The organism is Ideonella sp. WA131b (assembly GCA_023657425.1).
Lineage (GTDB): Bacteria > Pseudomonadota > Gammaproteobacteria > Burkholderiales > Burkholderiaceae_C > Rubrivivax.
On record JAGTJW010000001.1, the window covers coordinates 1,163,358 to 1,185,047 of the forward strand.

At 71.0% G+C, this 21,690-nt stretch carries 21 protein-coding genes; 12 read left to right on the forward strand and 9 right to left on the reverse strand.

Annotated elements, in window-relative coordinates:
• Nucleotides 1–2 precede the first annotated feature (2 nt).
• Together KA711_05350 and KA711_05355 are read right to left on the reverse strand one after the other, a co-directional pair.
• Nucleotides 3–440 (reverse strand): hypothetical protein, encoded by a 438-nt coding sequence (locus KA711_05350; GenBank protein MCM0608410.1) that lies wholly within the window; start codon nt 438–440, stop codon nt 3–5.
• A gap of 82 nt (nt 441–522) precedes the next feature.
• The gene (locus tag KA711_05355; GenBank protein ID MCM0608411.1) at nt 523–1,650 is read right to left on the reverse strand and encodes an extracellular solute-binding protein; all 1,128 of its coding nucleotides are present in this window, start codon (nt 1,648–1,650) and stop codon (nt 523–525) included.
• A gap of 179 nt (nt 1,651–1,829) precedes the next feature.
• Between KA711_05355 and KA711_05360 the strand changes: the two genes are divergently transcribed.
• On the forward strand, nt 1,830–2,411 hold the full coding sequence (locus tag KA711_05360; GenBank protein ID MCM0608412.1) for an NnrU family protein: 582 nt from the start codon (nt 1,830–1,832) through the stop codon (nt 2,409–2,411).
• Nucleotides 2,412–2,555: 144 nt separating this feature from the next.
• Nucleotides 2,556–2,810, forward strand: a complete 255-nt coding sequence (locus tag KA711_05365) for a hypothetical protein (protein MCM0608413.1) — start codon at nt 2,556–2,558, stop codon at nt 2,808–2,810.
• 17 nt (nt 2,811–2,827) lie between these two features.
• Here KA711_05365 and KA711_05370 read toward each other — a convergent pair whose 3' ends face one another.
• Nucleotides 2,828–3,724, reverse strand: coding sequence for a pirin family protein (locus KA711_05370; GenBank protein MCM0608414.1), 897 nt, complete (start codon nt 3,722–3,724; stop codon nt 2,828–2,830).
• Nucleotides 3,725–3,770: 46 nt separating this feature from the next.
• Between KA711_05370 and KA711_05375 the strand changes: the two genes are divergently transcribed.
• Together KA711_05375 and KA711_05380 are read left to right on the forward strand one after the other, a co-directional pair.
• On the forward strand, nt 3,771–4,052 hold the full coding sequence (locus KA711_05375; protein ID MCM0608415.1) for a DUF427 domain-containing protein: 282 nt from the start codon (nt 3,771–3,773) through the stop codon (nt 4,050–4,052).
• A 46-nt stretch (nt 4,053–4,098) separates the two neighbouring features.
• Nucleotides 4,099–5,760, forward strand: a complete 1,662-nt coding sequence (locus tag KA711_05380; protein MCM0608416.1) for a thioredoxin family protein — start codon at nt 4,099–4,101, stop codon at nt 5,758–5,760.
• 25 nt (nt 5,761–5,785) lie between these two features.
• On the opposite strand, the gene gstA is transcribed toward KA711_05380, so the two are convergent.
• Nucleotides 5,786–6,397 (reverse strand): glutathione transferase GstA, encoded by a 612-nt coding sequence (gene gstA, locus KA711_05385; GenBank protein MCM0608417.1) that lies wholly within the window; start codon nt 6,395–6,397, stop codon nt 5,786–5,788.
• Between the two features lie 46 nt (nt 6,398–6,443).
• On the opposite strand from gstA, the gene KA711_05390 reads away from it, so the two are divergent.
• Nucleotides 6,444–6,809, forward strand: a complete 366-nt coding sequence (locus KA711_05390; protein MCM0608418.1) for a glutaredoxin — start codon at nt 6,444–6,446, stop codon at nt 6,807–6,809.
• A gap of 92 nt (nt 6,810–6,901) precedes the next feature.
• On the opposite strand, the gene KA711_05395 is transcribed toward KA711_05390, so the two are convergent.
• Both KA711_05395 and KA711_05400 read right to left on the reverse strand, forming a co-directional pair.
• Complete coding sequence (locus KA711_05395; GenBank protein ID MCM0608419.1) at nt 6,902–8,884, reverse strand: RecQ family ATP-dependent DNA helicase; 1,983 nt, start codon at nt 8,882–8,884, stop codon at nt 6,902–6,904.
• 93 nt (nt 8,885–8,977) lie between these two features.
• Nucleotides 8,978–10,792: a peptidase S41 gene (locus KA711_05400; GenBank protein MCM0608420.1), complete on the reverse strand. Its 1,815-nt coding sequence runs from the start codon at nt 10,790–10,792 to the stop codon at nt 8,978–8,980.
• A 403-nt stretch (nt 10,793–11,195) separates the two neighbouring features.
• On the opposite strand from KA711_05400, the gene ssb reads away from it, so the two are divergent.
• The 5 genes from ssb to KA711_05425 all read left to right on the forward strand — a co-directional run bounded on the left by ssb (nt 11,196) and on the right by KA711_05425 (nt 16,842).
• Entirely contained in the window at nt 11,196–11,678 is a 483-nt protein-coding gene (ssb, locus tag KA711_05405) for a single-stranded DNA-binding protein (protein ID MCM0608421.1), read from the forward strand.
• A gap of 140 nt (nt 11,679–11,818) precedes the next feature.
• A complete protein-coding gene (locus KA711_05410) occupies nt 11,819–12,874 on the forward strand; it encodes an efflux RND transporter periplasmic adaptor subunit (protein MCM0608422.1) in 1,056 nt (351 codons plus the stop codon).
• A 19-nt stretch (nt 12,875–12,893) separates the two neighbouring features.
• A complete protein-coding gene (locus KA711_05415) occupies nt 12,894–16,205 on the forward strand; it encodes an efflux RND transporter permease subunit (GenBank protein MCM0608423.1) in 3,312 nt (1,103 codons plus the stop codon).
• Between the two features lie 12 nt (nt 16,206–16,217).
• Nucleotides 16,218–16,451: a DUF2892 domain-containing protein gene (locus KA711_05420; GenBank protein MCM0608424.1), complete on the forward strand. Its 234-nt coding sequence runs from the start codon at nt 16,218–16,220 to the stop codon at nt 16,449–16,451.
• Nucleotides 16,452–16,551: 100 nt separating this feature from the next.
• Nucleotides 16,552–16,842 carry a metal-sensing transcriptional repressor gene (locus tag KA711_05425; protein MCM0608425.1) on the forward strand — a complete coding sequence of 97 codons (291 nt, stop codon included), beginning with the start codon at nt 16,552–16,554 and terminating at the stop codon, nt 16,840–16,842.
• 20 nt (nt 16,843–16,862) lie between these two features.
• Here the strand turns inward: KA711_05425 and KA711_05430 are convergent, their stop codons facing one another.
• From KA711_05430 to KA711_05440, 3 genes are read right to left on the reverse strand one after another with little or no spacing between them, the layout of a single operon-like run.
• Nucleotides 16,863–17,504: a histidine phosphatase family protein gene (locus KA711_05430; protein MCM0608426.1), complete on the reverse strand. Its 642-nt coding sequence runs from the start codon at nt 17,502–17,504 to the stop codon at nt 16,863–16,865.
• Between the two features lie 10 nt (nt 17,505–17,514).
• Nucleotides 17,515–17,961, reverse strand: coding sequence for a VOC family protein (locus KA711_05435; GenBank protein MCM0608427.1), 447 nt, complete (start codon nt 17,959–17,961; stop codon nt 17,515–17,517).
• Between the two features lie 44 nt (nt 17,962–18,005).
• Nucleotides 18,006–18,515 (reverse strand): NUDIX hydrolase, encoded by a 510-nt coding sequence (locus KA711_05440; GenBank protein MCM0608428.1) that lies wholly within the window; start codon nt 18,513–18,515, stop codon nt 18,006–18,008.
• A gap of 135 nt (nt 18,516–18,650) precedes the next feature.
• Here KA711_05440 and KA711_05445 point away from each other — a divergent pair, with 135 nt between their 5' ends.
• Together KA711_05445 and pntB are read left to right on the forward strand one after the other, a co-directional pair.
• Nucleotides 18,651–20,252 (forward strand): Re/Si-specific NAD(P)(+) transhydrogenase subunit alpha, encoded by a 1,602-nt coding sequence (locus tag KA711_05445; GenBank protein MCM0608429.1) that lies wholly within the window; start codon nt 18,651–18,653, stop codon nt 20,250–20,252.
• 19 nt (nt 20,253–20,271) lie between these two features.
• Nucleotides 20,272–21,690 carry a Re/Si-specific NAD(P)(+) transhydrogenase subunit beta gene (gene pntB / locus KA711_05450; GenBank protein MCM0608430.1) on the forward strand — a complete coding sequence of 473 codons (1,419 nt, stop codon included), beginning with the start codon at nt 20,272–20,274 and terminating at the stop codon, nt 21,688–21,690.

Consider the following 21,690-nt stretch of genomic DNA (forward strand, 5'->3'; position numbering starts at 1 on the left):
TTTCAGCGGTTGGCGGCCGGCGCCACGGGCGGCAGCGCGCTCGCCGGGTTCGGCAGGCTGATCCCGGGGCCGAGCGGGATGTCTTCGGTCAGCGTGACCTGGGTGACGAAGTGCCGCGTGTCGCCGAAGCAGGTGGTGGGCAGGCCGACCTTCTCTTCGTAGTGCAGCGCCACGCGCTTGCCGATGTGGCGCGTAATGTCGGCGGCCACGGCGTCGTCGTGCACCGTGAAGAGGAACTTCTCCGCCGTGCTGCCGGGCAGCGAGACGAGCGAGAGCTCGCCCTCCCAGGTCTTGCACAGCCAGCCCTTTTTGCTGAGCTTCTGCACCCAGCCGGCGCGCTCGCCCTCGGAGTAGTTCCAGCTCAGGGCCGCCCAGATCCAGGCCGCGGCCAGCAGGGCCAGCACGAGCAGCGGCACGAGCACGAACTTCAGCAGCTTCATGCCGCCGGATGATAGGCGGCCCGCGTCAGGGCCCGCGTCAGGCCCCGCGTCAGGCCCCGCGCGGGCCGCCCGGCAGGCCCGCTCAGCGGCGGTTGGCCTTGAAGTTGGTGAACACCCGCGTCTGCACGCGCTGGGCCTCGCGGCTGAGCACCTTGGGCATGGTCATCTTCTTCAGCTCAGACTCCGGCGGGAACACCACCGGGTTGCTCGCGATCTCGGGCTTGACGAAGGGCTTGGACGCGGCGTTCGGGTTGCCGTAGAAGACCTGGTTGGTCAGCGCGGCATGCACCTGCGGGCGCAGGATGTAGTCGATGAACCGGTGCGCGTTCTCGACGTTCTTCGCGTCCTTCGGGATGGCCATCGAGTCGAAGAACAGCGTCGCGCCGCGCGGCGGGATCATGACGTCGATCTTCTGACCGGTCTTGCTTTCGGCGGCGCGCTGGTTGGCGATCAGGAAGTCGCCCGAGTAGCCGATGGACACGCAGATGCTGCCGTTGGCGTAGTCGTTGATCGGGCCGGGCGAGGCGATGCGGGTGATGTTCGGGCGGGCCGCCGCCAGCACCGCGCGGGCGGCGTCGTAGTCGGCCGCGTTGTTGCTGAAGCCGTCCTTGCCGGCGTAGAGCATGGCCACCGGCACCACCTCGGAGGCCGAGTCCAGCACGTGCAGGCCGCAGTTCTTGACCTTGCTCGCGTACTCGGGCTTGAACACCAGGTCCAGCGGGTTGGCCGGCATCGGCGTGCTGCCCAGCGCGGCCTTCACCTTGGCGGTGTTCACGCCCACGGTGACGAAGCCCCAGAGCCAGTTCACCAGGTGCTTGTTGCCGGCGTCGGCCTCGGCGAGCTTGGCCAGCAGACCGGCGTCGAGGTTCTTCCAGTTCGGCAGCTTGCTGCGGTCCAGCGGCAGCAGCAGCCCGGCCTCGATGGCCTTTTGCGCGAAGTGCGCACCCGGCACGACGATGTCGTAGCCCGTCTTGCCGGCCACCAGGCGTGCGAACAGCGTCTCGTTGGAGTCGAAGTTGTCGTACTTGACCTTGATGCCGGTTTCCTTCTCGAAGTTGGCGATCGTGTCCGGCGCGATGTAGTCGGCCCAGTTCAGGATGTTCAGCACCCGCGGGTTGCCCTGCGCGGCGGCGCTGCCGGCGTAGGCAGCCAGGCCTGCGGCGGCGAGCGCAAGCAGGGTGCGGCGGAGGGACGAGGGTCGCGGCGTCATGGCGGGGTCCTTTCGGCAGGGCTCGGGTGGGGGTGGGGCGGGGTGAAATCGGGCGCGATTGTGGTCGACCGCGGCGCCACCAGGCGCGCACCGCCGATAGACCCGACAGCCCCAGGCAAAAAGAGCCCGCCGGCCCCGGCCACAATCGACCGCATCGCCGCTCTTCCCGCCCGACTGCCATGACGCTGCTGATCCTCGGCCTGATCCTGTTTCTCGGCACGCATTCGGTGCGGGTGCTCGGCGAAGGCCCGCGCAGCGCGCTGCAGGGCCGCCTCGGCGCCGGCGGCTACAAGGGCCTGTACTCGCTGCTGTCGCTGGCCGGGCTGGTGCTCATCGTCATGGGCTACGGCGCCACGCGCGAGAACCCGCAGATCGTGTGGATAGCGCCCATCTGGACGCGCCACGTCGCCGCGCTGCTGACCCTGGTGTCGTTCGTGCTGCTGGCCGCGGCCTACGTGCCGGGCAACGCCATCAAGGCGCGGCTGCGCCACCCGATGGTGCTGGGCGTCAAGGTCTGGGCGCTGTCGCACCTGCTGGCCAACGGCATGCTCGCCGACATCCTGCTGTTCGGCAGCTTCCTGCTCTGGGCGGTGCTGAGCTTCCGTGCCGCCCGCGGGCGCGACCGCGCCGCCGGCACCGTCGCGCCCGCAGGCCGGGCCGGGCCGACCGCAGCCACGGTGGCCATCGGCGTGGCGGCCTGGGCCGTCATGGCCTTCTGGGCGCACGGCCTGCTGTTCGGCGTGAAGCCTTTCGGGGGCTGAGAGCCCGCCGGCGTTCAGGCGGCGACGGCCTCCACCCCCACGGGGGGCACCCGAACCCGCCACCCGCGCGCGGGCCCGCGCGCTGGCGATGGATGGGGCCGCGCCGGCTGCCGAGCATCGCGGCTCCCGCCCCCGGAGCCCGCCATGTTCACGCTGCTGACCCGCCTGTTGCACCCCGAACCCAACCCCGCGCAGCCGCCGCCGCCGCCACAGCCACAGCCACAGCCACAGCAGCCTCTCCCGCCACGTCACCCGCCACATCACCCGCCACCAGCGGCCGAGACTGGCGACGACCCGCAGCAGGGTTGCGGCTGGTTCGACTCCAGCCACGAGCTGATGCACGGCGTGACCGTCTGGGAAGGCATCGTCGTGGTCGACAACGCCGTGGCCAAGCACTGAAACCGGTTCGCAGGCTCTCAGCCCAGGCGGCCGGCGCGGAAGTCCTCGACCGCCTCGAAGATCTCCTGCTGCGTGTTCATCACGAACGGCCCGTGCTGCACGATCGGTTCGCGCAGCGGCCGGCCGGCCACCAGCAGGGCACACGCCCCCTCGGCACCGGCCTGCAGCACCACGCCATCGGCCAAGGCCGTGCCCGCGCCGCCAACGCTGAAGTCGGGCCGCGGGTTGGCGAAGAGGGCCATGCGGCCCCGTTGCAACTCGGTGCCGGCCACGCTGAGGCTGCCCCGGTAGACGCAGGCGAAGGCGTTGTGCGTGGCGGGCAGCGGCTGCTCGAAGCGGGCGCCCGCCGCGAGGTGCAGGTCGATGAGCAGCGGCTCGGTGTCGGCGCGCTGCACGGCGCCGTCCACGCCGTGCGTGCGGCCCGCGATCACGCGCGCCGTGACGCCGCTGCCCCGCCATTCGGGGACCTCGTCCGGGGCCAAGTCGCGGTACCACGGCGGCTGCATCTTGGCCTTGGCCGGCAAGTTCAGCCATAGCTGGAAGCCCTCCATGGCGCCGTCCTGCTGCTCGGGCATCTCGCTGTGGATGACGCCGCGGCCGGCCGTCATCCACTGCACGCCGCCCGGCACCAGCAGGCCGGTGTTGCCGGCGCTGTCGCGGTGGCGCAGGCGGCCCTGCAGCATGCAGGTCACGGTCTCGAAGCCGCGGTGCGGGTGGTCGGGGAAGCCGCCGATGTAGTCGCCCGGGTTGTCGGTACCGAAGGCGTCGAGCATCAGGAAGGGGTCGAGCCGGCGCTGCAGATCGGGTGTGAGCAGGCGCACCAGCCTGACGCCCGCGCCGTCCGAGGTGGCCTGGCCCCGCACGAGGCGCTCGACGGCGCGCGAGGTGGTGACGAAGGCGGTTGCGGTGTCCATGCCGGGCACTGTAGCCTGCAGGCCCCACACCGAAGGAGCGCGCCGCGTGAAAGCCATCTGGAAAGGCACCGTCGTGGCCGAGAGCCACGACACGGTGGTTGTCGAAGGCAACCACTACTTCCCGGCCGAGGCCGTGAAATCCCAGTACCTGCTGCCCAGCAACACCAAGACCATGTGCTCCTGGAAGGGCCAGGCGAGCTACCACACGCTGTTCGTCAACGGCGACGCCAACCCCGACGCCGTGTGGTTCTACCCGGAGCCCAAGGACGCCGCGGCTCAGATCAAGGGCCACATGGCCTTCTGGAAGGGCGTGCAGGTCGTCGACTGACATCCGCCTCACAATGCGCGGCTTCGCCCTGCCGGGAGACCGTCCGATGCGCCCTGCCCCCCGACGCCCGCTTGCGCTGCCTGCGCGTGCGCTGCGCGCGCTCTTGCTGTCCGCCCTCGCGCTGGCCACCGCCGCTGCGGCCCTGGCGCCCGGACCCGCGCTCGCTGCCACTGCCGCCAACACGGCCGGCAGCAAGGGCCTGCCGTCCACCAACCTGCCCTGGATCAGCGCCGCCTCCGACGCCGAGATCGACGCCGCCTTCGCGCAGGCCGCGCGGCTGAAGCGTCCGGTGCTCATGTACTGGGGCGCCAGCTGGTGCCCGCCGTGCAACCAGCTCAAGGCCACGCTGTTCAACCGCCAGGAGTTCGCCAACCTCGCCCGCCAGTTCGTGGCCGTGCACGTGGACGGCGACCGCCCCGGCGCGCAGCGCGTGAGCAGCCGCTTCAAGGTGAGCGGCTACCCGACGGTGGTGCTGTTCACGCCCGATCGGCAAGAGATCACGCGGCTGCCCGGCGAGGTCGATGCGACGCAGGTGCTGGCCGTGCTGCAAGGTGGCCTCAACGGGGGCCGCCCCGCCCAGGCCGTGCTGGCCGACGCGCTGGCCGGCAAGCCCATTGCCGCCGCCGACTGGCGGCTGCTCGCCTACTACGCCTGGGAAACCGGCGAGTCCCAGCTCGTGCCCAAGGCCGACACCGCGGCCACGCTGGCCCGCCTGGCCGCCGCGCACGCCGCCGTCCCCGGCGCCGAGCCGGACACCACCACACGGCTGTGGCTCAAGGCCCTGGCCGCCAGCGACGACGCGCCCGCGGCCAAGGCCGTCCAGCCCGACGCCGCCCTGCGCCAGCGCGTGCAGCAGGTGCTGGCGTCGGCTGCGCAGGTGCGCTCCCACGTGGATCTCATCGGCGGCAGCGCCCCCGAGATGGTGCGCGTGCTGGAGCCCGAAGCCGGTGCCGCGCGCGACGCCCTCGTGGCGCAGTTCGATACCGTGCTGCAGCGCCTGCAGGCCGACGCCACGCTGTCGCGCAACGACCGCATGGGCGCCCTGTACAGCCGCGTGATGCTGGCGCGGCTGGCGCTGCCCAAGGATGCCGTGCAGGTGGAGCTGGCGCCCGCGCTGGTGGCCGACGTGCGCCAGCTGGTGGGCGCGGCCGACCGCGATATCCGTGACGGTTACGAACGCCAGGCCGTCATCACCTTCGGCGCCGCGGTGCTGGCGCGCGCCGGGCTGTGGAGCGAGAGTGAGGCGCTGCTGAAGAGCAACCTCGCCAGGAGCCACTCGCCCTACTACCTGATGAGCCAGCTCGCCGGCAACTACCGCCGCCTGGGCCGCACGCCCGAGGCGCTGCAGTGGTACGGGCAGAGCTACGCCCAGGCCGTCGGTCCGGCCACGCGCGTGCAGTGGGGCGCGGGTTACGTCAACGCGCTGATCGACCTCGCGCCAGCCGAGACGGCGCGCATCGAGAAGGCCGCCGCCGCGCTGCTGGCCGAGGCCGCCAAGGACAGCGCCGCCTTCGAGGGCCGCAGCGCGCGCAGCTACCAGCGCGTGGCCGCCAAGCTGGCGACGTGGAACGCCGACGGCAGCCGGGCCGCCGTGCTGGCACGGCTGCAGCGCCAGCTCGACGGCATCTGCGCCAAGGTGGATGCGGCCGACGGCCAGCAGGCCACCTGCCGGGCACTGCTCAAGCCGGCCGAGGGCAAGCCGGCCTGAGCCCGTCCGCCACACCCCGTTCGCGCTACTTCAGCAGCCCTTCCGCCTTCAGCGCCTCTTGCACAGCCGGCCGCGCCGCCACGCGGCCCATGAAGGCCGAAAGCTGGGCCAGCGGCGCGGTGTCCACGCCCACGTACTTGCCCCAGCCGGCCACGGTAAAGAGGTAGGCGTCGGCCACCGTGAAGCCCTCGCCCATCAGGTAGGGCCTGCCGGCGAGCTGCTGGTCCACCCAGGCCAGCTTGTCGCCGAGCCGGGCGCGGGCCATGGCCTTGGCCTCGTCGGGCATGCCGGGGGTGAACAGCGGCGAAAAGCCCTTGTGCAGCTCGCTGGTGATGAAGTTCAGCCACTCCATCAGGCGGTAGCGCGCCATCGTGCCGGCGGCCGGCGCCAGACCGGTGGCGGGCGCCTGGTCGGCGATCCACTGCACGATGGCCGGCCCTTCGGTGAGGCGTTGGCCGTCGTCGAACTCCAGCACCGGCACCTGGCTCTTGGGGTTGATGGTGTTGAAGTCGGTGCCGTCGGCGAGCTTTTTGGTCTTGGTGCTGGCCAGCACCAGGGAGAAGGGCAGGCCGGCCTCGCGCAGCGCGATGTGCGGCGACAGCGAGCAGGCGCCAGGGCTGTAGTAGAGCTTGGTCATGGATCGTGTCCTTGGTGGGGTGTCGTTCGGGGGCGACAATGCTGACATGAGTCGCCCCAGCCTGCCGGAGCACCGCCTCCACCCCGCCATCCGCGCCCGCGTGGCCGCCGACCACGCCGACCTCGTGCGGGAGGTCGAGGCCGCCGTCGCCACCCAGCCCGTGGTGGTGGTGGGCATGGCCTGGAACCCGTTCTGCAAGCGGGCCCGCCGCGCGCTGCAGGCCGCGGGCGTGCCGCACCAATACCTGGCGTACGGCAGCTACACCGCGCAGTGGCGGCGGCGCAATGCGCTGAAGATGTGGACCGGCTGGCCCACCTTCCCGATGGTGTTTGTGCGCGGCACGCTCGTGGGCGGTGCTCAGGATCTGGAAGCGCTCATCGCCTCGGGCGAGCTGCAGCGGCTGCTGGCCTGAACAGGGCTTCGACAGGCTCAGCCCGAACGGTGGGGGGTCAGCCTGAACGGGGGGCCAGCCCGAACGGAGGGGGCCAGCCCGAACGGAGGCGGTCAGCCCTCGCGCAGCAGCCGCAGGATCTCAGCGCCATAGGCTTCGAGCTTCTTCGCGCCCACGCCGCTGATCGCGCCCAGGGCCGCCAGGCTGGCCGGCTGCTCGCGCGCCATCTCGGCCAGCGTGGCGTCGTGGAACACCACGTAGGCTGGCAGGTTGTGCTCGCGCGCCACCTCGGCGCGCCAGGCCTTCAGCCGCAGGAAGCGTTCGGTGGCGGATGCGTCCAGCGGCAGCGGCGGCGGCTTGCCGGCGCCCGCTGTGCCGCGCTCCTTGCGCACACGGCCGCGCGGTGCGGCCTCGGCCGGCTGGCGCAGCCTCACCGGCAACTCGCCGCGCAGCACGGCGCGCGCGCTGTCGGTGAGGGCCAGCGTGCCGTACTCGCCCTCGGCCACCACGTGGCCCAGAGCGATGAGCTGGCGCAGCACGCCGCGCCACTGCGCCTCGGACACGTCGGCGCCGATGCCCCAGGTGGAGAGGTGGTCGTGGCCGTGCTGCGCCACCTTTTCGGTGCGCTTGCCGCGCAGCACGTCGATCAGGTGGCCGGCGCCGTAACGGCCCGAGCCGGCGGCGCCGCGAAAGCGGTAGATGCCCGACAGCGCCTTGCGCGCGGCCTCGGTGGCGTCCCAGGTGGCGGGCGGGTTCAGGCAGTTGTCGCAGTTCAGGCAGACCACCCGCCCCGGCCCGCCCTGGGGGCCCGCCCCGAGCCCGATCCGGGTCTCCCGGTCGGGCTCGAGCCCCCCCGGGGGGTGGCGAGCATCGCGAGCCTGGGGGCCCGTGTAAACTTCTCCGAAGTAGGCCAGCAGACGCACGCGCCGGCAGTCGTGGGCCTCGCACAGCGCGAGCAGCGCGTCGAGCTTGCTGCGTTGCAGGCGCTTGAAGTCCTCGCCGGCCTCGCCCTCGTCGATCATGCGGCGCTGGTTGACGACGTCCTGCAGCCCGTAGGTCATCCAGGCGTCGGCGGGCAGGCCGTCGCGGCCGCCGCGGCCCGTCTCCTGGTAGTAGGCCTCGATGTTCTTGGGCAGGTCCAGATGCGCCACAAAGCGCACGTCGGGCTTGTCGATGCCCATGCCGAAGGCAATGGTGGCCACCATCACCAGCCCATCCTCTCGCAGGAAGCGGTCCTGGTGGCGGGCGCGCAGGGCCGAGTCCAGGCCCGCGTGGTAGGGCAGGGCGCTGATGCCCTCGGCCCGCAGCCAGTCGGCCGTCTCCTCCACCTTGCGGCGGCTCTGGCAGTAGACGATGCCCGCGTCGCCCTCGTGCTCGTCGCGGATGAAGCGCAGCAGCTGCTTGCGCGGATCGTCCTTCTCGGCGATGGTGTAGCGGATATTGGGGCGGTCGAAGCTCGAGATGAAGAGCCGCGCCGACTGCAGCGCCAGCCGCTCGACGATGTCGGCCCGGGTATGCGCGTCGGCCGTGGCCGTGAGCGCCATGCGGGGCACGCCCGGGAACTGCTCGGCCAACGCGCCCAGGCCCAGGTATTCCTCGCGGAAGTCGTGGCCCCACTGGCTGACGCAATGCGCCTCGTCGATGGCGAACAGGCTCAGGAGGCCGCGCTCGTGCAGGCTTTGCAGCTGCGCCAGGAAGCGCGGCGTGAGCACGCGCTCGGGTGCGGCGTACAGCAGCACGGTGCGGCCGGCCATCAGCTCGCGCTCGACGCGGCGCGCCTCGTCGCCATCGAGCGTGCTGTTCAGGAAGGCCGCGGCCACGCCGGCCTCGTGCAGGGCGCCCACTTGATCGTGCATGAGCGCGATCAGCGGGCTCACGACGACGGTGACGCCGCGGCCGGCGCGGTGGCGCACGATGGCCGGCACCTGGTAGCACAGGCTCTTGCCGCCACCGGTGGGCATGAGCACCAGCGCATCGCCGCCCTCGCACACGTGCTCGACGATGGCCGCCTGCGGGCCGCGAAAGGCGGGATAGCCAAAAACCTGCTGCAGCACCTGCTGCGCGGCGGCGGGTTCGGCGTTGAGCACGGCAGACATCGGGAGGGATTGTCGGCCAGGGCAGGCGGCAACCGGCCCAACCGGCCGGTCCGCTCTCACCCTCGCAAGCGTGAACGACGCGTCAGCGTCGCTTCAGCGCACCAGCAGCCGGTTCTCGCGGGCCGGACTCCGCACGAGCCGCCCATCCGGAACGCTGCCGATCGCTTCGGTCGACTTGGTCACCGAGAGCACCGGGCACTGTCCGGTGGCGCGCCGCTTCAATGCCGCCGCCAGCATGCCCTCCGACGGACTGCCGAGCGGTTGCGACAGATCGTCGGCCACCGAACAGGTGGGTGCGAACCCGTCGGCATAGTTGCCGAACCCCTTGGCATTGATGCCCTGGAACTCGATCGGAAAGTAACTGGTGCCGCAGTGGTCGCGCGCGGTAAAGCCATAGGGCTTGCCGCAGGTCGTGCCTCCCAGCTGCACCACCTCGATATCCACGCCGCGCAGGGAATTGATCACCGATTCGCTGGCCGAGCAGGTATCTCCGCTGGTCAGCACGAACACCCGCTTCAGACCGAGCGTGGGCAACCGCGTCGTCGTGAGGTTGAGGCTGTTGTCGACTGCAAAAGGCAGGAACTGGGTATCGTTCGCGGGATCGCTGTTGTCGGCCACCCGCTTGTCGTTGAAGAGCAGTTTCTCGAAGCGTTTGCCCTCGGTGGGCGAGCCGCCGATCATGTAGCCCAATTGGGCGGCGATGAACAGAAAGCCGCCGCCGTTGTAGCGCAGATCCAGGATCAGGTCGGTCACCTCTTCATTCTTCAGGGTCTGAATCGCCGCGATCAACGGGTTCTGCGCCGACGCCAGGTGGTCGTTGAAGAGGATGTAGCCCACGCGGCCACTGGAGGTGTTGATCACCTCTGTCCGCGGGACGGGCGTGCTGGTGACGATGGCGGATGTCAGCGCCACGGTGCGCGAGGGGCCTGAGACCGGCTGCAAGGTGAAGGTGTGCGAGCGGCCCGTCTGCGATGGAAACAGTGCCGCATTGAGAAAGTCCGCGCTGGCCGTGTTCACACTGAGGTTGTCGACAGCCGTGATGGTGTCGCCGCGGGTGACGTTCTGCGCAGCGGCCGGCGAGCCCGGTTCCACATAGTTGACACGAACGATGCGCGTGCCCGGCACGATGGACAGCGCCATGCCGTAGCTCGCGGACTCCCCCGAGTTGATGAGGGCATTCCAGGCTGCGGTGTCGTAAGTGAAGCTGAACTGGTCGCGGGGCTTGCCCGAGGCTGTCGGGGTCGTGACGAGAAGCGCGTCGAAGTAGGCTTCCGGTGTGGGATGCAGGGCGGCATTGGTGTTGGGAACGTCTGCGTACCACAGATAGGCTTCATTCACGTAAGAACGCACCCACATCTTTCGAGCGTTGACCGAGGTGCATTGGTTCGCAAACGTGCCCGACGGCAGATAGCTCGCCGGTGGGCTGACCGTCACCTGATAGGGCACGCTGGCTTGCAGGCCTGACACGGGTGACTGGCAGGTGACGGCCGAATCGGTGCAGGCGCGAAGCTGCAGCGTGCCGCTGTAGGTGCCCGCCGGCACGTTGGTCTGCGTTTGGATGGTGACGTTGTAGACGGTGGACGACGCGGCTGAGACGGTGATCTGCGGAGAGATCACTTCGTCGTTGACGACCACACCAAAGTTGACCGCTTCCGTCACGGGGCGGTTGACCGTTCCCGTAACGGTCAAGGTGATGGCCGTGCCTTGCGCGCCAGTGGCCGAGGCGGTCCCGGGAGAGACCGTGAGCTGATAGGACGCCGGCGGCTGCGGAGGGTCCGACCCGCCACCGCCGCCGCCCCCGCAAGCGGCCACCATCAGCGCCAGGAGCGTGGCGCCGGTGGCACGCCATGGCAGCGCAGGCCGTGTCATGGGCACCGCGGTGGGCAGGTCATGAAGTCCGGAACTCATGCAGTTTTCCTGGTCGAACGAAGGATCGACGAATCGCCTGTGCGTCGCGCACGGCCGCCTGCATCGCGCGCTGCGCGAGCTTGCTTCAGGCGGGCGGGCCGTTGAACTAGGGAATCACCTTGGCCACCCCACCACTGCACCGTCAGGCAAGGGCTGCACGGCTTGGGGATATTCCACAGGGCCCTGTGCGGCCCACGCTCCTAGGAGCGTGGGCGGCAGAAATCCAGCCCCGCGCGCTGCAACGGGGGACAGACCGCGTGTTCGCCACTCCCCAGTCCCCCGGGCGGGGGACACCGTGCCGGGCCACCCGGTGGCGGAACGCGGCGCCCCTCGCGCGGGCCGTGGCGGCGGCGGGGCGGCGCCGATAATCTGCCGCTTCCACCCACGAGCCCGGAGCCCCGCCATGGCCAGCGTCAACAAAGTCATCCTCATCGGCAACTGTGGCCGTGACCCCGAAGTGCGCTACGCGCCCAGCGGCTCGGCCATTGCCAACGTCAGCATCGCCACCAGCCGCAGCTGGAAAGACAAGACCACCGGCGAGCGCCAGGAAGAAACCGAGTGGCACCGCGTCGTCTTCTACGACCGCCTGGCGGAGATCGCGGGCGAGTACCTGAAAAAGGGCAAGTCCATTTATGTCGAGGGCCGCCTGAAGACGCGCAAGTGGACCGACAAGGACGGCGTCGAGAAGTACACCACCGAGATCATCGCCAACGAGATGACCATGCTCGGCAGCCGCGAAGGCGGCGGCATGGGCGACGCCGAGATGGGCAGTGCCCCCGCCCCGCGCAGCACCCCGCCCGCCCGCAGCGCCGCCCCGGCGCCCAAGCCCGCCGCCTCAAAGCCGGCCACCGGCTTCGACGACATGGACGACGACATTCCGTTCTAGTCGGCCCGGCACCGCTCCAGCCCCGGCCGACGCCGGGCGCTTGATACCCCTATGGGGTATGTTGTAGGATACTGGTCATGGTATCCAGCAACACCCTCCGCACAGCCGCTTTCCGCCGGGCCCCGGCCGCTTCGGGGCTGATGGCGTGGTTGCTCGGCGCCACCTTGGTGCTGACTGCATCCGCGGCCCGGGCGCAGGTGGTGTCGGTGCCGCTGGTCAGCGTGGGCGCCGCCAGCGCGGCTGCCGGCTTCGAGCTCGAAGGCACCCTCGAGCCGCAGCAGCAGAGCGTGATCGCCGCCCAGGTGAGCGGCGTGCTGCGCCTGCTGGCCGTGAAGGCCGGCGACCGTGTGAAGGCCGGCCAGCTGCTGGCGCGCATCGACGAGCGCGAGCTCGCCGCCGGCCTGGCTGCGGGCGATGCCGGCGTGGCGCAGGCCCATGCCGCGCTGGCGCAGGCGCGCCAGAACGCCCAGCGCACGCGCGAGCTGCGCGCCCAGGGTTTCGTGTCCGCCGCCGCGCAGGACACCGCCCAGGCCCAGCTCGATGCCGCCGAGGCCGCGCTGGCCGCCGCGCAGGCCGGCCGCCAGCAGGCGGCCGTGGCGCGCGGCTACACCACGCTCACCGCGCCCTTCGATGGCGTGGTGCGCGCCACGCACGCCGAGGCCGGCGAGCTGGCCGCGCCCGGCAAGCCGCTGCTCACCCTCTACGCCCCGGGCCGGCTGCGCGTGAGCGTGATGTTGCCGCTGTCGCGCGCCCAGGCCGCCCGCGCCGCGCGCGAGGTGCAGGTGCTGTTGCCCGACGGCCGCGTGCTCGTGCCGCAGCGCCGCACCGAGCTGCCGGGTGCCGACGCCACCTCGCAGACGGTGGAGTGGCGCCTCGATCTGGCCGCCCGCCCACCGGCCGACGTGCTGCTGCCGGGCCTGCCCGTGCGCGTGCGCTTCAGCGCGGTCCCGGTGGTGGGCGGCGCCGCACCCGTGCCCCTGAGCGTGCCCGCAGCCGCCGTGCTGCGCCGGGGGGAGCTCACGGCGGTCTACACCGTCACCGACGGCCGCTTCGTGCTCAAGGCCGTGCGCACCGGCACGCCCGCGGGCGGCCAGGTGCCGGTGCTCGCGGGCCTGAAGGCCGGTGAGCGCGTGGCCGCCGACGCGGTGAAGGCCGGGCTGGCCGGTGCCGTCCCGGCCCAGGCTCCCGCCAACTGACCCCCGCCGCGCCGCCACCGTGAACCCGAAGGACGCTCCGCTCGGCATCTCAGGCCGTCTCGCCGCCGCGTTCCAGCAGCACGCGCTGACGCCGCTGCTGGCCCTCGTGGCCCTGCTGCTGGGCCTGTTCGCCGTGCTCGTGACGCCGCGCGAGGAAGAGCCGCAGATCGACGTCACGATGGCCAACGTGCTCATCGCCTTCCCCGGCGCCAGCGCGGCCGATGTGCAGACGCTGGTGGCCCGCCCGGCCGAGCAGGTGCTGGCGCAGATGGCCGGCATCGAGCACACCTATTCCGTCTCGCGCCCGGGCCTGGCCGTGCTCACGGTGCAGTTCAAGGTGGGCGTGCCGCGCAACGACGCGCTGGTGCGGCTCTACGAAGTGATCAACGCCAACCAGGACTGGCTGCCGCCGAACCTGGGCGTCATGCCGCCCATCGTCAAGCCCAAGGGCATCGACGACGTGCCGGTGCTGGCCGTGAGCCTGTGGAGCCCCGGCGAGACCTCGGCCTTCGAGCTGGAGCGCCTGGCGCGCACGCTGGAGGTGGAGCTCCAGCGCGTGGACGGTGTGCGCGAAGTGGCCACCCTCGGCGGCCCGGGCCGCGCGGTGCTGGTGAACCTGAACCCGGCGCGGCTGCGCGAGCGCGGCATCGACGTGCTGCGCCTGGCCCAGACCCTGGCCGGCGCCAACCGCGCGCTGCCGGCGGGCACGGTGATCGATGCAAGACCGGAAGGACGAGGTGGCCTGCTCACCGTGGAAACCGGCGAGGTGCTGCGCAGCGGCGACGACGTGGCCCAGCTGGTGGTGGGCGTGCACGACGGCCGCCCGGTCTACCTGCGCGAGGTGGCCACGGTCGAAGACGGCCCGGCGCAACCCACGGCCCAGGTGTTCTTCACGCGGGGCCTGGATGCCGCCCAGACCGGCAAGACTTCGGCCGGCCACCCCGCCGTGACGCTGACGCTGACCAAGAAGCCCGGCGCCAACGCCGTGGACGTGGCGCGTGCGTCGCGTGAGCGGCTCGGGCAGCTGCGCGGCGTGATGATCCCCGAGGGCGTGGAAGCCACGGTCGTGCGCGACTACGGCGCCACGGCCGGCGACAAGGCCAGCAAGCTCATCCAGAAGCTGGTTTTCGCCACCGCCAGCGTGATCCTGCTCGTGGGCCTGGCCCTGGGCCGGCGCGAGGCCGTCATCGTGGGCGGCGCGGTCATCCTCACGCTCACGGCCACGCTGTTTGCCAGCTGGGCCTGGGGCTACACGCTCAACCGCGTGAGCCTCTTCGCGCTGATCTTCAGCATCGGCATCCTCGTCGACGACGCCATCGTGGTGGTGGAGAACATCCACCGCCACCGCGCACTCGAACCGGGCAAGCCGCTGGCGCAGATCATCCCCGCGGCGGTGGACGAGGTCGGCGGACCCACCATCCTGGCCACCTTCACGGTGATCGCGGCGCTGCTGCCCATGGCCTTCGTGAGCGGCCTGATGGGGCCGTACATGAGCCCCATCCCGATCAACTCCAGCCTGGGCATGGCGATCTCGCTGGTGATCGCCTTCACGGTGACGCCGTGGCTGGCGCTCAAGCTCATGAAGCCGGGCTCGGCCGTGCGCGGCGAGGGCCACGGCCATGGCCAAAGCCGCCTGGCCGCCTGGCTGCAGCGCATCTTCGCGCGCGCGCTGGCGCCCTTCCTCGACAGCGCCCGGAAGCGCTGGCTGCTGCTGGCCGGCATTCTGGCCGCCCTGGCCCTGAGCGTGGGCCTGGCCGGAATGCAGTGGGTGGTGCTCAAGATGCTGCCCTTCGACAACAAGAGCGAGTTCGCGCTCGTGGTCGACATGCCCGCCGGCACGCCGGTTGAAGACACCGCCTCGGCGCTGCACGATCTGGCCAGCTTCCTGGCGAGGCAGCCCGAGGTGAAGCACCTGCAGGGTTATGCCGGCACCGCCAGCCCCATCACCTTCAACGGCCTCGTGCGCCAGTACTTCCTGCGCGCCGATCCGCACCAGGGCGAGCTGCAGGTCAACCTCGTCGACCAGAGCCAGCGCAAGGGCCAGAGCCACGACCTCGCGCAGCGCCTGCGGCCCGAGCTCGAGAAGATCGCGGCGCGCCATGGCGCGAAGATGAAGCTCGTGGAGGTGCCGCCCGGTCCGCCCGTGCTGAGCCCCATCGTGGCCGAGGTCTACGGCCCCGACGAGGCCGGCCGCCAGGCCCTGACCGTGCGCCTGGAGCGGGCCTTCGCCGCCACGCCCGACATCACCGGCATCGACACCAGCCTGGCCGCTGCCGCGCCGCGCGCGGTGCTGCGCGTCAACCGCCAGCGCGCCGACACGCTGGGCGTGAGCGCAGACGCCATCTCGCGCACCGTGGCCGGCGCGCTCTCGGGGCTCGATGCCACGCATCTGCAAGACGGCACCAGCAAGCATGCCGTGCCCGTGCGCCTGCAGCTGCCGCGCGAGGCCCAGGCCGGGCTCGACGCCCTGCTGGCGCTGCCGCTGCGCACGGCCAGCGGCGCGCTGGTGCCGTTGTCGGAGCTGGTGCGCGTGGAGCGCACGGTGACGGACCAGCCGCTGTTCACCAAGAACCAGCTCGGCCTGAGCTATGTGATGGCCGACGTGGGTGCGGGTGGTCCGAGCTCGGCCGGCACGCCCGACTCCCCGCTCTACGGCCTGTTCAACATCCGCAGCCGGCTGGGCGCCGCCGCGCTGCCGGGCACGGGCGAACTCGGCGAGTACTGGATCTCCACGCCCGCCAACCCCTACCAGCAGTACGCCGTCAAGTGGGACGGCGAGTGGCAGATCACCTACGAGACCTTCCGCGACATGGGTGCCGCCTACGGCGTGGGCCTCATCCTCATCTACCTGCTGGTGGTGGCGCAGTTCCGCAGCTACGCAGCGCCGCTGGTCATCATGGCGCCGATCCCGCTCACGCTGGTGGGGGTGATGCCGGGGCATGCCTTGCTGGGCGCCAGCTTCACGGCCACCAGCATGATCGGGATGATTGCGCTGGCCGGCATCATCGTGCGCAACTCCATCCTGCTCGTCGACTTCATCGAGCTGCAGGTGGCCGAGGGCAAGCCCTGGCGCGAGGCGGTCGTGAACGCCGCCGCCGTGCGCGCCCAGCCCATCGCGCTGACGGCCGGGGCCGCCATGACCGGCGCCGTCTTCATCCTCGATGACCCCATCTTCAACGGCCTTGCGATCTCGCTGCTGTTCGGCATCGGCGTCTCCACGCTGCTGACGCTGATCGTCATCCCGGTGCTGCATGCGGTGGTGAACCGCCGCCGCTACGAAGCCCTGGCCGCATCCCAAGCCTCGTCCCCGTCCACCCCCGCCCAAGCCTGAAGGAGTTCCACCATGACCATCGACCGTCTGATCCGCATCTTTGCCGGCAGCTTCATCCTCATCAGCCTGGCGCTGGGGGTGGAGGCGAGCCCGCTCTACGTCTCGGGCTGGTTCCTGGCCTTCACGGCTTTCGTGGGCGCCAACCTGCTGCAGTTCGGCTTTACCAACGTCTGCCCGCTGGGCTGGGCGCTGGGCAAGCTGGGGGTGCCGGCCACCTGCGACACGCCGGTCGCCAGCCGGGGCTGACGCTGCGCTGCCGACAGCTCCCCCGTGCGGCCGACAAGCCGCACCGGCCAGGGCGGTAACAATGCGGGCTCTTCTCGACCAAGCTGCGGAGCCTTGCCCGATGTCCGTGCTCACCGATGTGGAAAGCCGCACCGACCTGCTCAACCGCCTCAAGCGGGCCGAAGGCCAACTGCGCGGTATCCAGCGCATGATCGAGGAGGGCCAGGATTGCATGGACATTGCCACGCAGATGGCCGCCGTGCGCAAGGCGCTGGACAGCACCTACGTGCGCATGACGGTCTGCTTTGTGCAGCAGGAACTGCGCGCGCGCCTGGTGACCGAGCCCGCGCAGGACGAGCAGATCGAGGCGCTGCTGTCGGGCATGCAGGATCTGCTCAGCAAGGCGCGTTGACGGCCGCAGCAGGCCGGGCCTCAGGGCCGCAGCGGCGGCGCCAGGCCCTCCAGGTGGCTGGCGTCGGCCCAGCGTTCCACGTGCAGCGAGCCGCCCTCCCAGCGCAGGTGGTTGACCCCGGCGTTGGGGATCTCGCAGCGGCGCAGGCCATCGAGCGGCTCGCCGTGGGCGGTGCGCCAGAGCATGTCGAGCACGCCGCCGTGCGTGACGATGACGACGCGGCGGCCGGGGCCGGCGGCCTCGGCCAGCGCCTTGACGGCGGCCAGCACGCGGGTGTGGAACTGCTGCGGCGTCTCGCCGCCGGGCGCGCTCTCATCGGCCCGGTGCTCCAGCCAGCGGTCCCAGAACCCGGGCCACCGTGCACGGATGCTCGGGCCGTCCAGCCCCTCCCACTCGCCAAAGGATTGCTCCCGCAGCGCCGCGGCCAGTTGCGGCTCGCGCCCCCAGGCACGGCCCAGCGGCGCGGCGGTCTGGCGGGCGCGCTGCAGGTCGCTGCTCACGAAGAGGTCGGCCTGCGGCGCGCCCTCGGCCGCGTGGCGCGCCGCCAGGGCCTCGGCCTGCGCCTGGCCCATGGCGTTGAGCGGCACGTCGATGTGGCCCTGGAAGCGCTGCTGGCGGTTCCAGTCGGTCTCGCCGTGGCGGATGACGACCAGTTCGGTCACGGTGCCGCCGTCACTTGGCGAACAGCTGGCGGCGGTCGCGGAGGGCCTTGAACTCCAGCGCGTTGCCGCAGGGATCGCGGAAGAACATCGTGGCCTGCTCGCCCACCTGGCCGGCGAAGCGCACATAGGGCTCGATGACGAAGCGCACGCCGCCCGCGCGCAGCCGCGCGGCCAGGGTGTCGAAATCGTCCCAGTCGAGCACGACACCGAAGTGCGGCACCGGCACGTCGTGGCCGTCGACCGGGTTGTGGTGGTCGGTCTCGGCCCTGTCGCCGGCTTTGCGCGGGCTCAGGTGGGCCACGATCTGGTGGCCGAAGAAGTCGAAGTCGATCCACTCGCTGCTGCTGCGGCCCTCGGGACAGCCGAGCAGGCCGCCGTAGAAGGCGCGCGCGGCGGCCAGGTCGTGCACCGGGAAGGCGAGGTGGAAGGGGGCGATGGGCTTCGGCGCGGTGTTCATGCCGCTGAGCATACGCGGCCCCTGGCCCAGAGCCGGCCCCCTGGTCAGCGCTTGATCTCGGGCTGGGTGACGCTGGCGTCCACCTGCACCAGCCCGAGCGGGTGGCGCACACCGGCGGCGGCGTCTTCGATGCAGCGCAGCACCAGCGGGCTGCGGTGGCGCTCGCGGCAGCCGCGCAGCTCGTCGAGCGTGAGCCACAGCGTGCGCACGATGCCGTCGTCCAGCGCCCAGCCTTCGATGGCCTCCCCCACGGTGCCGGTGTAGGCGAAGCGCAGGTAGGTCACGTCCTCCCCGGTGGCCGGCCGCACGAAGCGCGAGAGGTACACGCCGAGCAGCGCCTCGGGCGTGAAGACGCGGCCGGTCTCCTCCAGCGCCTCGCGCGCCACGCCTTGCAGCGGGCCCTCGGCGGGGTCGAGGTGGCCGGCGGGGTTGTTGAGCTTCAGGCCCTCGGGCGTGCGCTCCTCCACCAGCAGCCAGCGCCGCGCGGCGGGCTCGGCCGCACCGTCGTGCGCGATGGCGGCGACGGTGACGCTCGGGCTCCAGCGGGGGTTCATCGGGGGGCGTTCCGGCCTGCGGGTGGGCGCGGATGCTAGCGAATGGGTTGCGGCAGGGGCTGCAGGCCCAGGGCGGTGGGGCTGAGGCGCTTGTGTTAGCTTCGATGGCTTGCGCCCAAAAAGAGGAGAGCGTGCATGGCTTTGCTGATCGGCGTCCCCAAAGAGACCGCGACCGGTGAAAAGCGCGTGGCCACGGTGCCCGAGGTGGTGGAAAAGCTCGTCAAGCTGGGCTTTGGCGTGGCCGTCGAGAGCGGTGCCGGCGACGCCGCCCACTGCAGCGACGAGGCCTACCGCGCGGCCGGCGCCGAGGTGCTGCCCGACGCCGCCACGCTGTGGGCCCGCGCCGACATCGTCTTCAAGGTGCGCGCACCCAGCGCCGACGAGGTGGCGCTCCTGCGCTCCGGCGGCATGCTCATCGGCTTCGTCTGGCCGGCGCAGAACCCCGAGCTGATGCAGCAGCTGGCGGCCAAGGGCGCCACGGTGCTGGCCATCGACGCGCTGCCGCGCCAGCTGAGCCGGGCGCAGAAGATGGACGCGCTCACCTCGCAGGCGGGTGTGAGCGGCTACCGCGCCGTCATCGAGGCGGCCAACGCCTTCGGCCGCTTCTTCAACGGCCAGATCACGGCCGCGGGCAAGGTGCCGCCGGCCAAGGTGTTCATCGCCGGGGCCGGCGTGGCGGGGCTGGCGGCCATCGGCACGGCGGCCAACCTGGGCGCCATCGTGCGCGCCAACGACACGCGCGCCGAAGTCGCCGACCAGGTGGTCTCGCTGGGCGGCGAGTTCGTCAAGGTCGACTACGAAGAAGAAGGCTCGGGCGGCGGCGGCTACGCCAAGGTCATGAGCGAGGGCTTCCAGGCCGCGCAGCGCGCGATGTACGCGAAGCAGGCGCGCGAGGTCGACATCATCATCACCACGGCGCTGATTCCGGGCAAGCCGGCTCCGAAGCTCATCACCGCCGAGATGGTGGCCACCATGAAGCCCGGCAGCGTCATCGTCGACATGGCCGCCGAGCAGGGCGGCAACTGCGAGCTCACCGTGCCGGGCCAGGCGGTGGTGCGCCACGGCGTCACCATCGTCGGCTACACCGATCTCGCCAGCCGCCTGGCCAAGCAGAGCAGCACGCTGTACGCCACCAACCTGCTGCGCCTGCTTGAGGAGCTGTGCAAGACGAAGGACGGCACGGTCAACGTCAACTTCGAGGACGACGCCATCCGCGGGCTCACCGTCATCAAGGAGGGTGCCGTCACCTGGCCCGCACCGCCGCCCAAGCTGCCCGCGGCGCCGCCCAAGCCCAAGGCCGATGCTGCGGCACCGACTGCGACCAAGGCGTCCAAGGGCCACGGCCACGGCTCGGTGGAGCCGATGTCGGCCAAGACCCTGGCCATCGTGTTTGCCGTGGGCGCGGTGCTGTTCTGGTTTGTGGGCGCGTACGCCCCCGCGAGCTTCCTGCAGCACTTCACCGTCTTCGTGCTGGCCTGCTTCGTGGGCTACATGGTGGTGTGGAACGTCACGCCCAGCCTGCACACGCCGCTGATGAGCGTGACCAACGCCATCAGCTCGATCATCGCCATCGGCGCGCTGGTGCAGGTGGCGCCGCCGCTCGATGCCGCGGGTGCGGCCGACCGGCCCAACACACTGATCCTGGTGTGTGCAGTCGTGGCGCTGGTGCTCACCGCCATCAACATGTTCGGCGGCTTCGCGGTCACGCGGCGCATGCTGGCCATGTTCAGGAAATGAATCGAAGGCAGACCCGAACATGAGCGCAAGCCTCGCCACCGTCGCCTACATCGGCGCGATCATCCTGTTCATCATGAGCCTGGGCGGCCTCTCGAACCCCGAGACGGCGCGCCGCGGCAACTTCCTCGGCATGGCCGGCATGGCGCTGGCGGTGTTTGCCACCGTGCTGGGGCCGCGCGTCACGGCCGCGGGCATCCCGTGGATCGTCGGCGCACTCGTCGTCGGTGGGGCCATTGGCCTGGTTGCCGCGAAGAAGGTGCAGATGACGCAGATGCCCGAGCTCGTGGCACTGATGCACAGCCTGGTGGGCCTGGCGGCCTGCCTGGTGGGCTTTGCGAGCTACGTCGACACCTCCACCGTGTTCCCCACGCCGGTGGAGAAGACCATCCACCACGTCGAGATCTACGTCGGCATCCTCATCGGCGCCGTCACCTTCTCGGGCTCGATCATCGCGTTCGGCAAGCTCTCGGGGCGCATCGGCGGCAAGCCGCTCTTGCTGCCGGGGCGGCACTGGCTCAACCTGGCGGGGCTGCTGGTCGTCATCTACTTCGGCTATGCCTTCCTGCAGGCCGGCGACAACCACAGCGCCGGCCAGATGGCGCTGCTGGTGATGACGGTCATCGCGCTGGCCTTCGGCGTGCACATGGTGATGGCCATCGGCGGCGCCGACATGCCGGTGGTGGTGAGCATGCTCAACAGCTACTCGGGCTGGGCCGCGGCGGCCACCGGCTTCATGCTGAGCAACGACCTGCTCATCGTGACGGGCGCACTCGTCGGCAGCTCGGGCGCCATCCTCAGCTACATCATGTGCCGCGCGATGAACCGCAACTTCATCAGCGTCATCGCGGGTGGCTTCGGCGGCGGGGCCCCGGCCCCGGCGGCCGGTGGAGCGGCCGCGCAGCCCGCGGGCGAGGTGGTGCCGGTGAGCGCGGCCGAGACGGCCGAGCTGCTGAAGGAAGCCAAGAGCGTGATCATCGTGCCGGGCTACGGCATGGCCGTGGCGCAGGCGCAGCACACGGTGTTCGAGATCACCAAGCTGCTGCGCGACAAGGGCGTGAACATCCGCTTCGGCATCCACCCCGTGGCCGGCCGCATGCCGGGCCACATGAACGTGCTGCTGGCCGAGGCCAAGGTGCCCTACGACATCGTGCTCGAGATGGACGAGATCAACGAGGACTTCCCCGAGACCGACGTCACCATGGTCATCGGCGCCAACGACATCGTGAACCCGGCCGCCCAGGACGACCCCACCAGCCCGATTGCCGGCATGCCGGTGCTCGAGGTGTGGAAGGCCAAGACCAGCATCGTGATGAAGCGCAGCATGGCCAGCGGCTACGCGGGCGTGGACAACCCGCTCTTCTACAAAGAGAACAACCGCATGCTGTTTGGCGATGCGAAGAAGATGCTGGATGAGGTGTTGGGGGCGTTGAGGGCCTGA

Excerpts from the sequence above, each read along its gene's own strand:
- KA711_05395 (MCM0608419.1), bottom strand. The coding sequence starts at position 8,884 with ATGTCTGCCGTGCTCAACGCCGAACCCGCCGCCGCGCAGCAGGTGCTG.
- pntB (MCM0608430.1), top strand. The coding sequence starts at position 20,272 with ATGAGCGCAAGCCTCGCCACCGTCGCCTACATCGGCGCGATCATCCTG.
- KA711_05420 (MCM0608424.1), top strand. The coding sequence starts at position 16,218 with ATGACCATCGACCGTCTGATCCGCATCTTTGCCGGCAGCTTCATCCTC.
- ssb (MCM0608421.1), top strand. The coding sequence starts at position 11,196 with ATGGCCAGCGTCAACAAAGTCATCCTCATCGGCAACTGTGGCCGTGAC.
- KA711_05365 (MCM0608413.1), top strand. The coding sequence starts at position 2,556 with ATGTTCACGCTGCTGACCCGCCTGTTGCACCCCGAACCCAACCCCGCG.
- KA711_05400 (MCM0608420.1), bottom strand. The coding sequence starts at position 10,792 with ATGAGTTCCGGACTTCATGACCTGCCCACCGCGGTGCCCATGACACGG.
- KA711_05350 (MCM0608410.1), bottom strand. The coding sequence starts at position 440 with ATGAAGCTGCTGAAGTTCGTGCTCGTGCCGCTGCTCGTGCTGGCCCTG.
- KA711_05445 (MCM0608429.1), top strand. The coding sequence starts at position 18,651 with ATGGCTTTGCTGATCGGCGTCCCCAAAGAGACCGCGACCGGTGAAAAG.
- KA711_05355 (MCM0608411.1), bottom strand. The coding sequence starts at position 1,650 with ATGACGCCGCGACCCTCGTCCCTCCGCCGCACCCTGCTTGCGCTCGCC.
- KA711_05435 (MCM0608427.1), bottom strand. The coding sequence starts at position 17,961 with ATGAACACCGCGCCGAAGCCCATCGCCCCCTTCCACCTCGCCTTCCCG.
- KA711_05425 (MCM0608425.1), top strand. The coding sequence starts at position 16,552 with ATGTCCGTGCTCACCGATGTGGAAAGCCGCACCGACCTGCTCAACCGC.
- KA711_05360 (MCM0608412.1), top strand. The coding sequence starts at position 1,830 with ATGACGCTGCTGATCCTCGGCCTGATCCTGTTTCTCGGCACGCATTCG.
- gstA (MCM0608417.1), bottom strand. The coding sequence starts at position 6,397 with ATGACCAAGCTCTACTACAGCCCTGGCGCCTGCTCGCTGTCGCCGCAC.
- KA711_05370 (MCM0608414.1), bottom strand. The coding sequence starts at position 3,724 with ATGGACACCGCAACCGCCTTCGTCACCACCTCGCGCGCCGTCGAGCGC.
- KA711_05390 (MCM0608418.1), top strand. The coding sequence starts at position 6,444 with ATGAGTCGCCCCAGCCTGCCGGAGCACCGCCTCCACCCCGCCATCCGC.
- KA711_05440 (MCM0608428.1), bottom strand. The coding sequence starts at position 18,515 with ATGAACCCCCGCTGGAGCCCGAGCGTCACCGTCGCCGCCATCGCGCAC.
- KA711_05410 (MCM0608422.1), top strand. The coding sequence starts at position 11,819 with ATGGCGTGGTTGCTCGGCGCCACCTTGGTGCTGACTGCATCCGCGGCC.
- KA711_05380 (MCM0608416.1), top strand. The coding sequence starts at position 4,099 with ATGCGCCCTGCCCCCCGACGCCCGCTTGCGCTGCCTGCGCGTGCGCTG.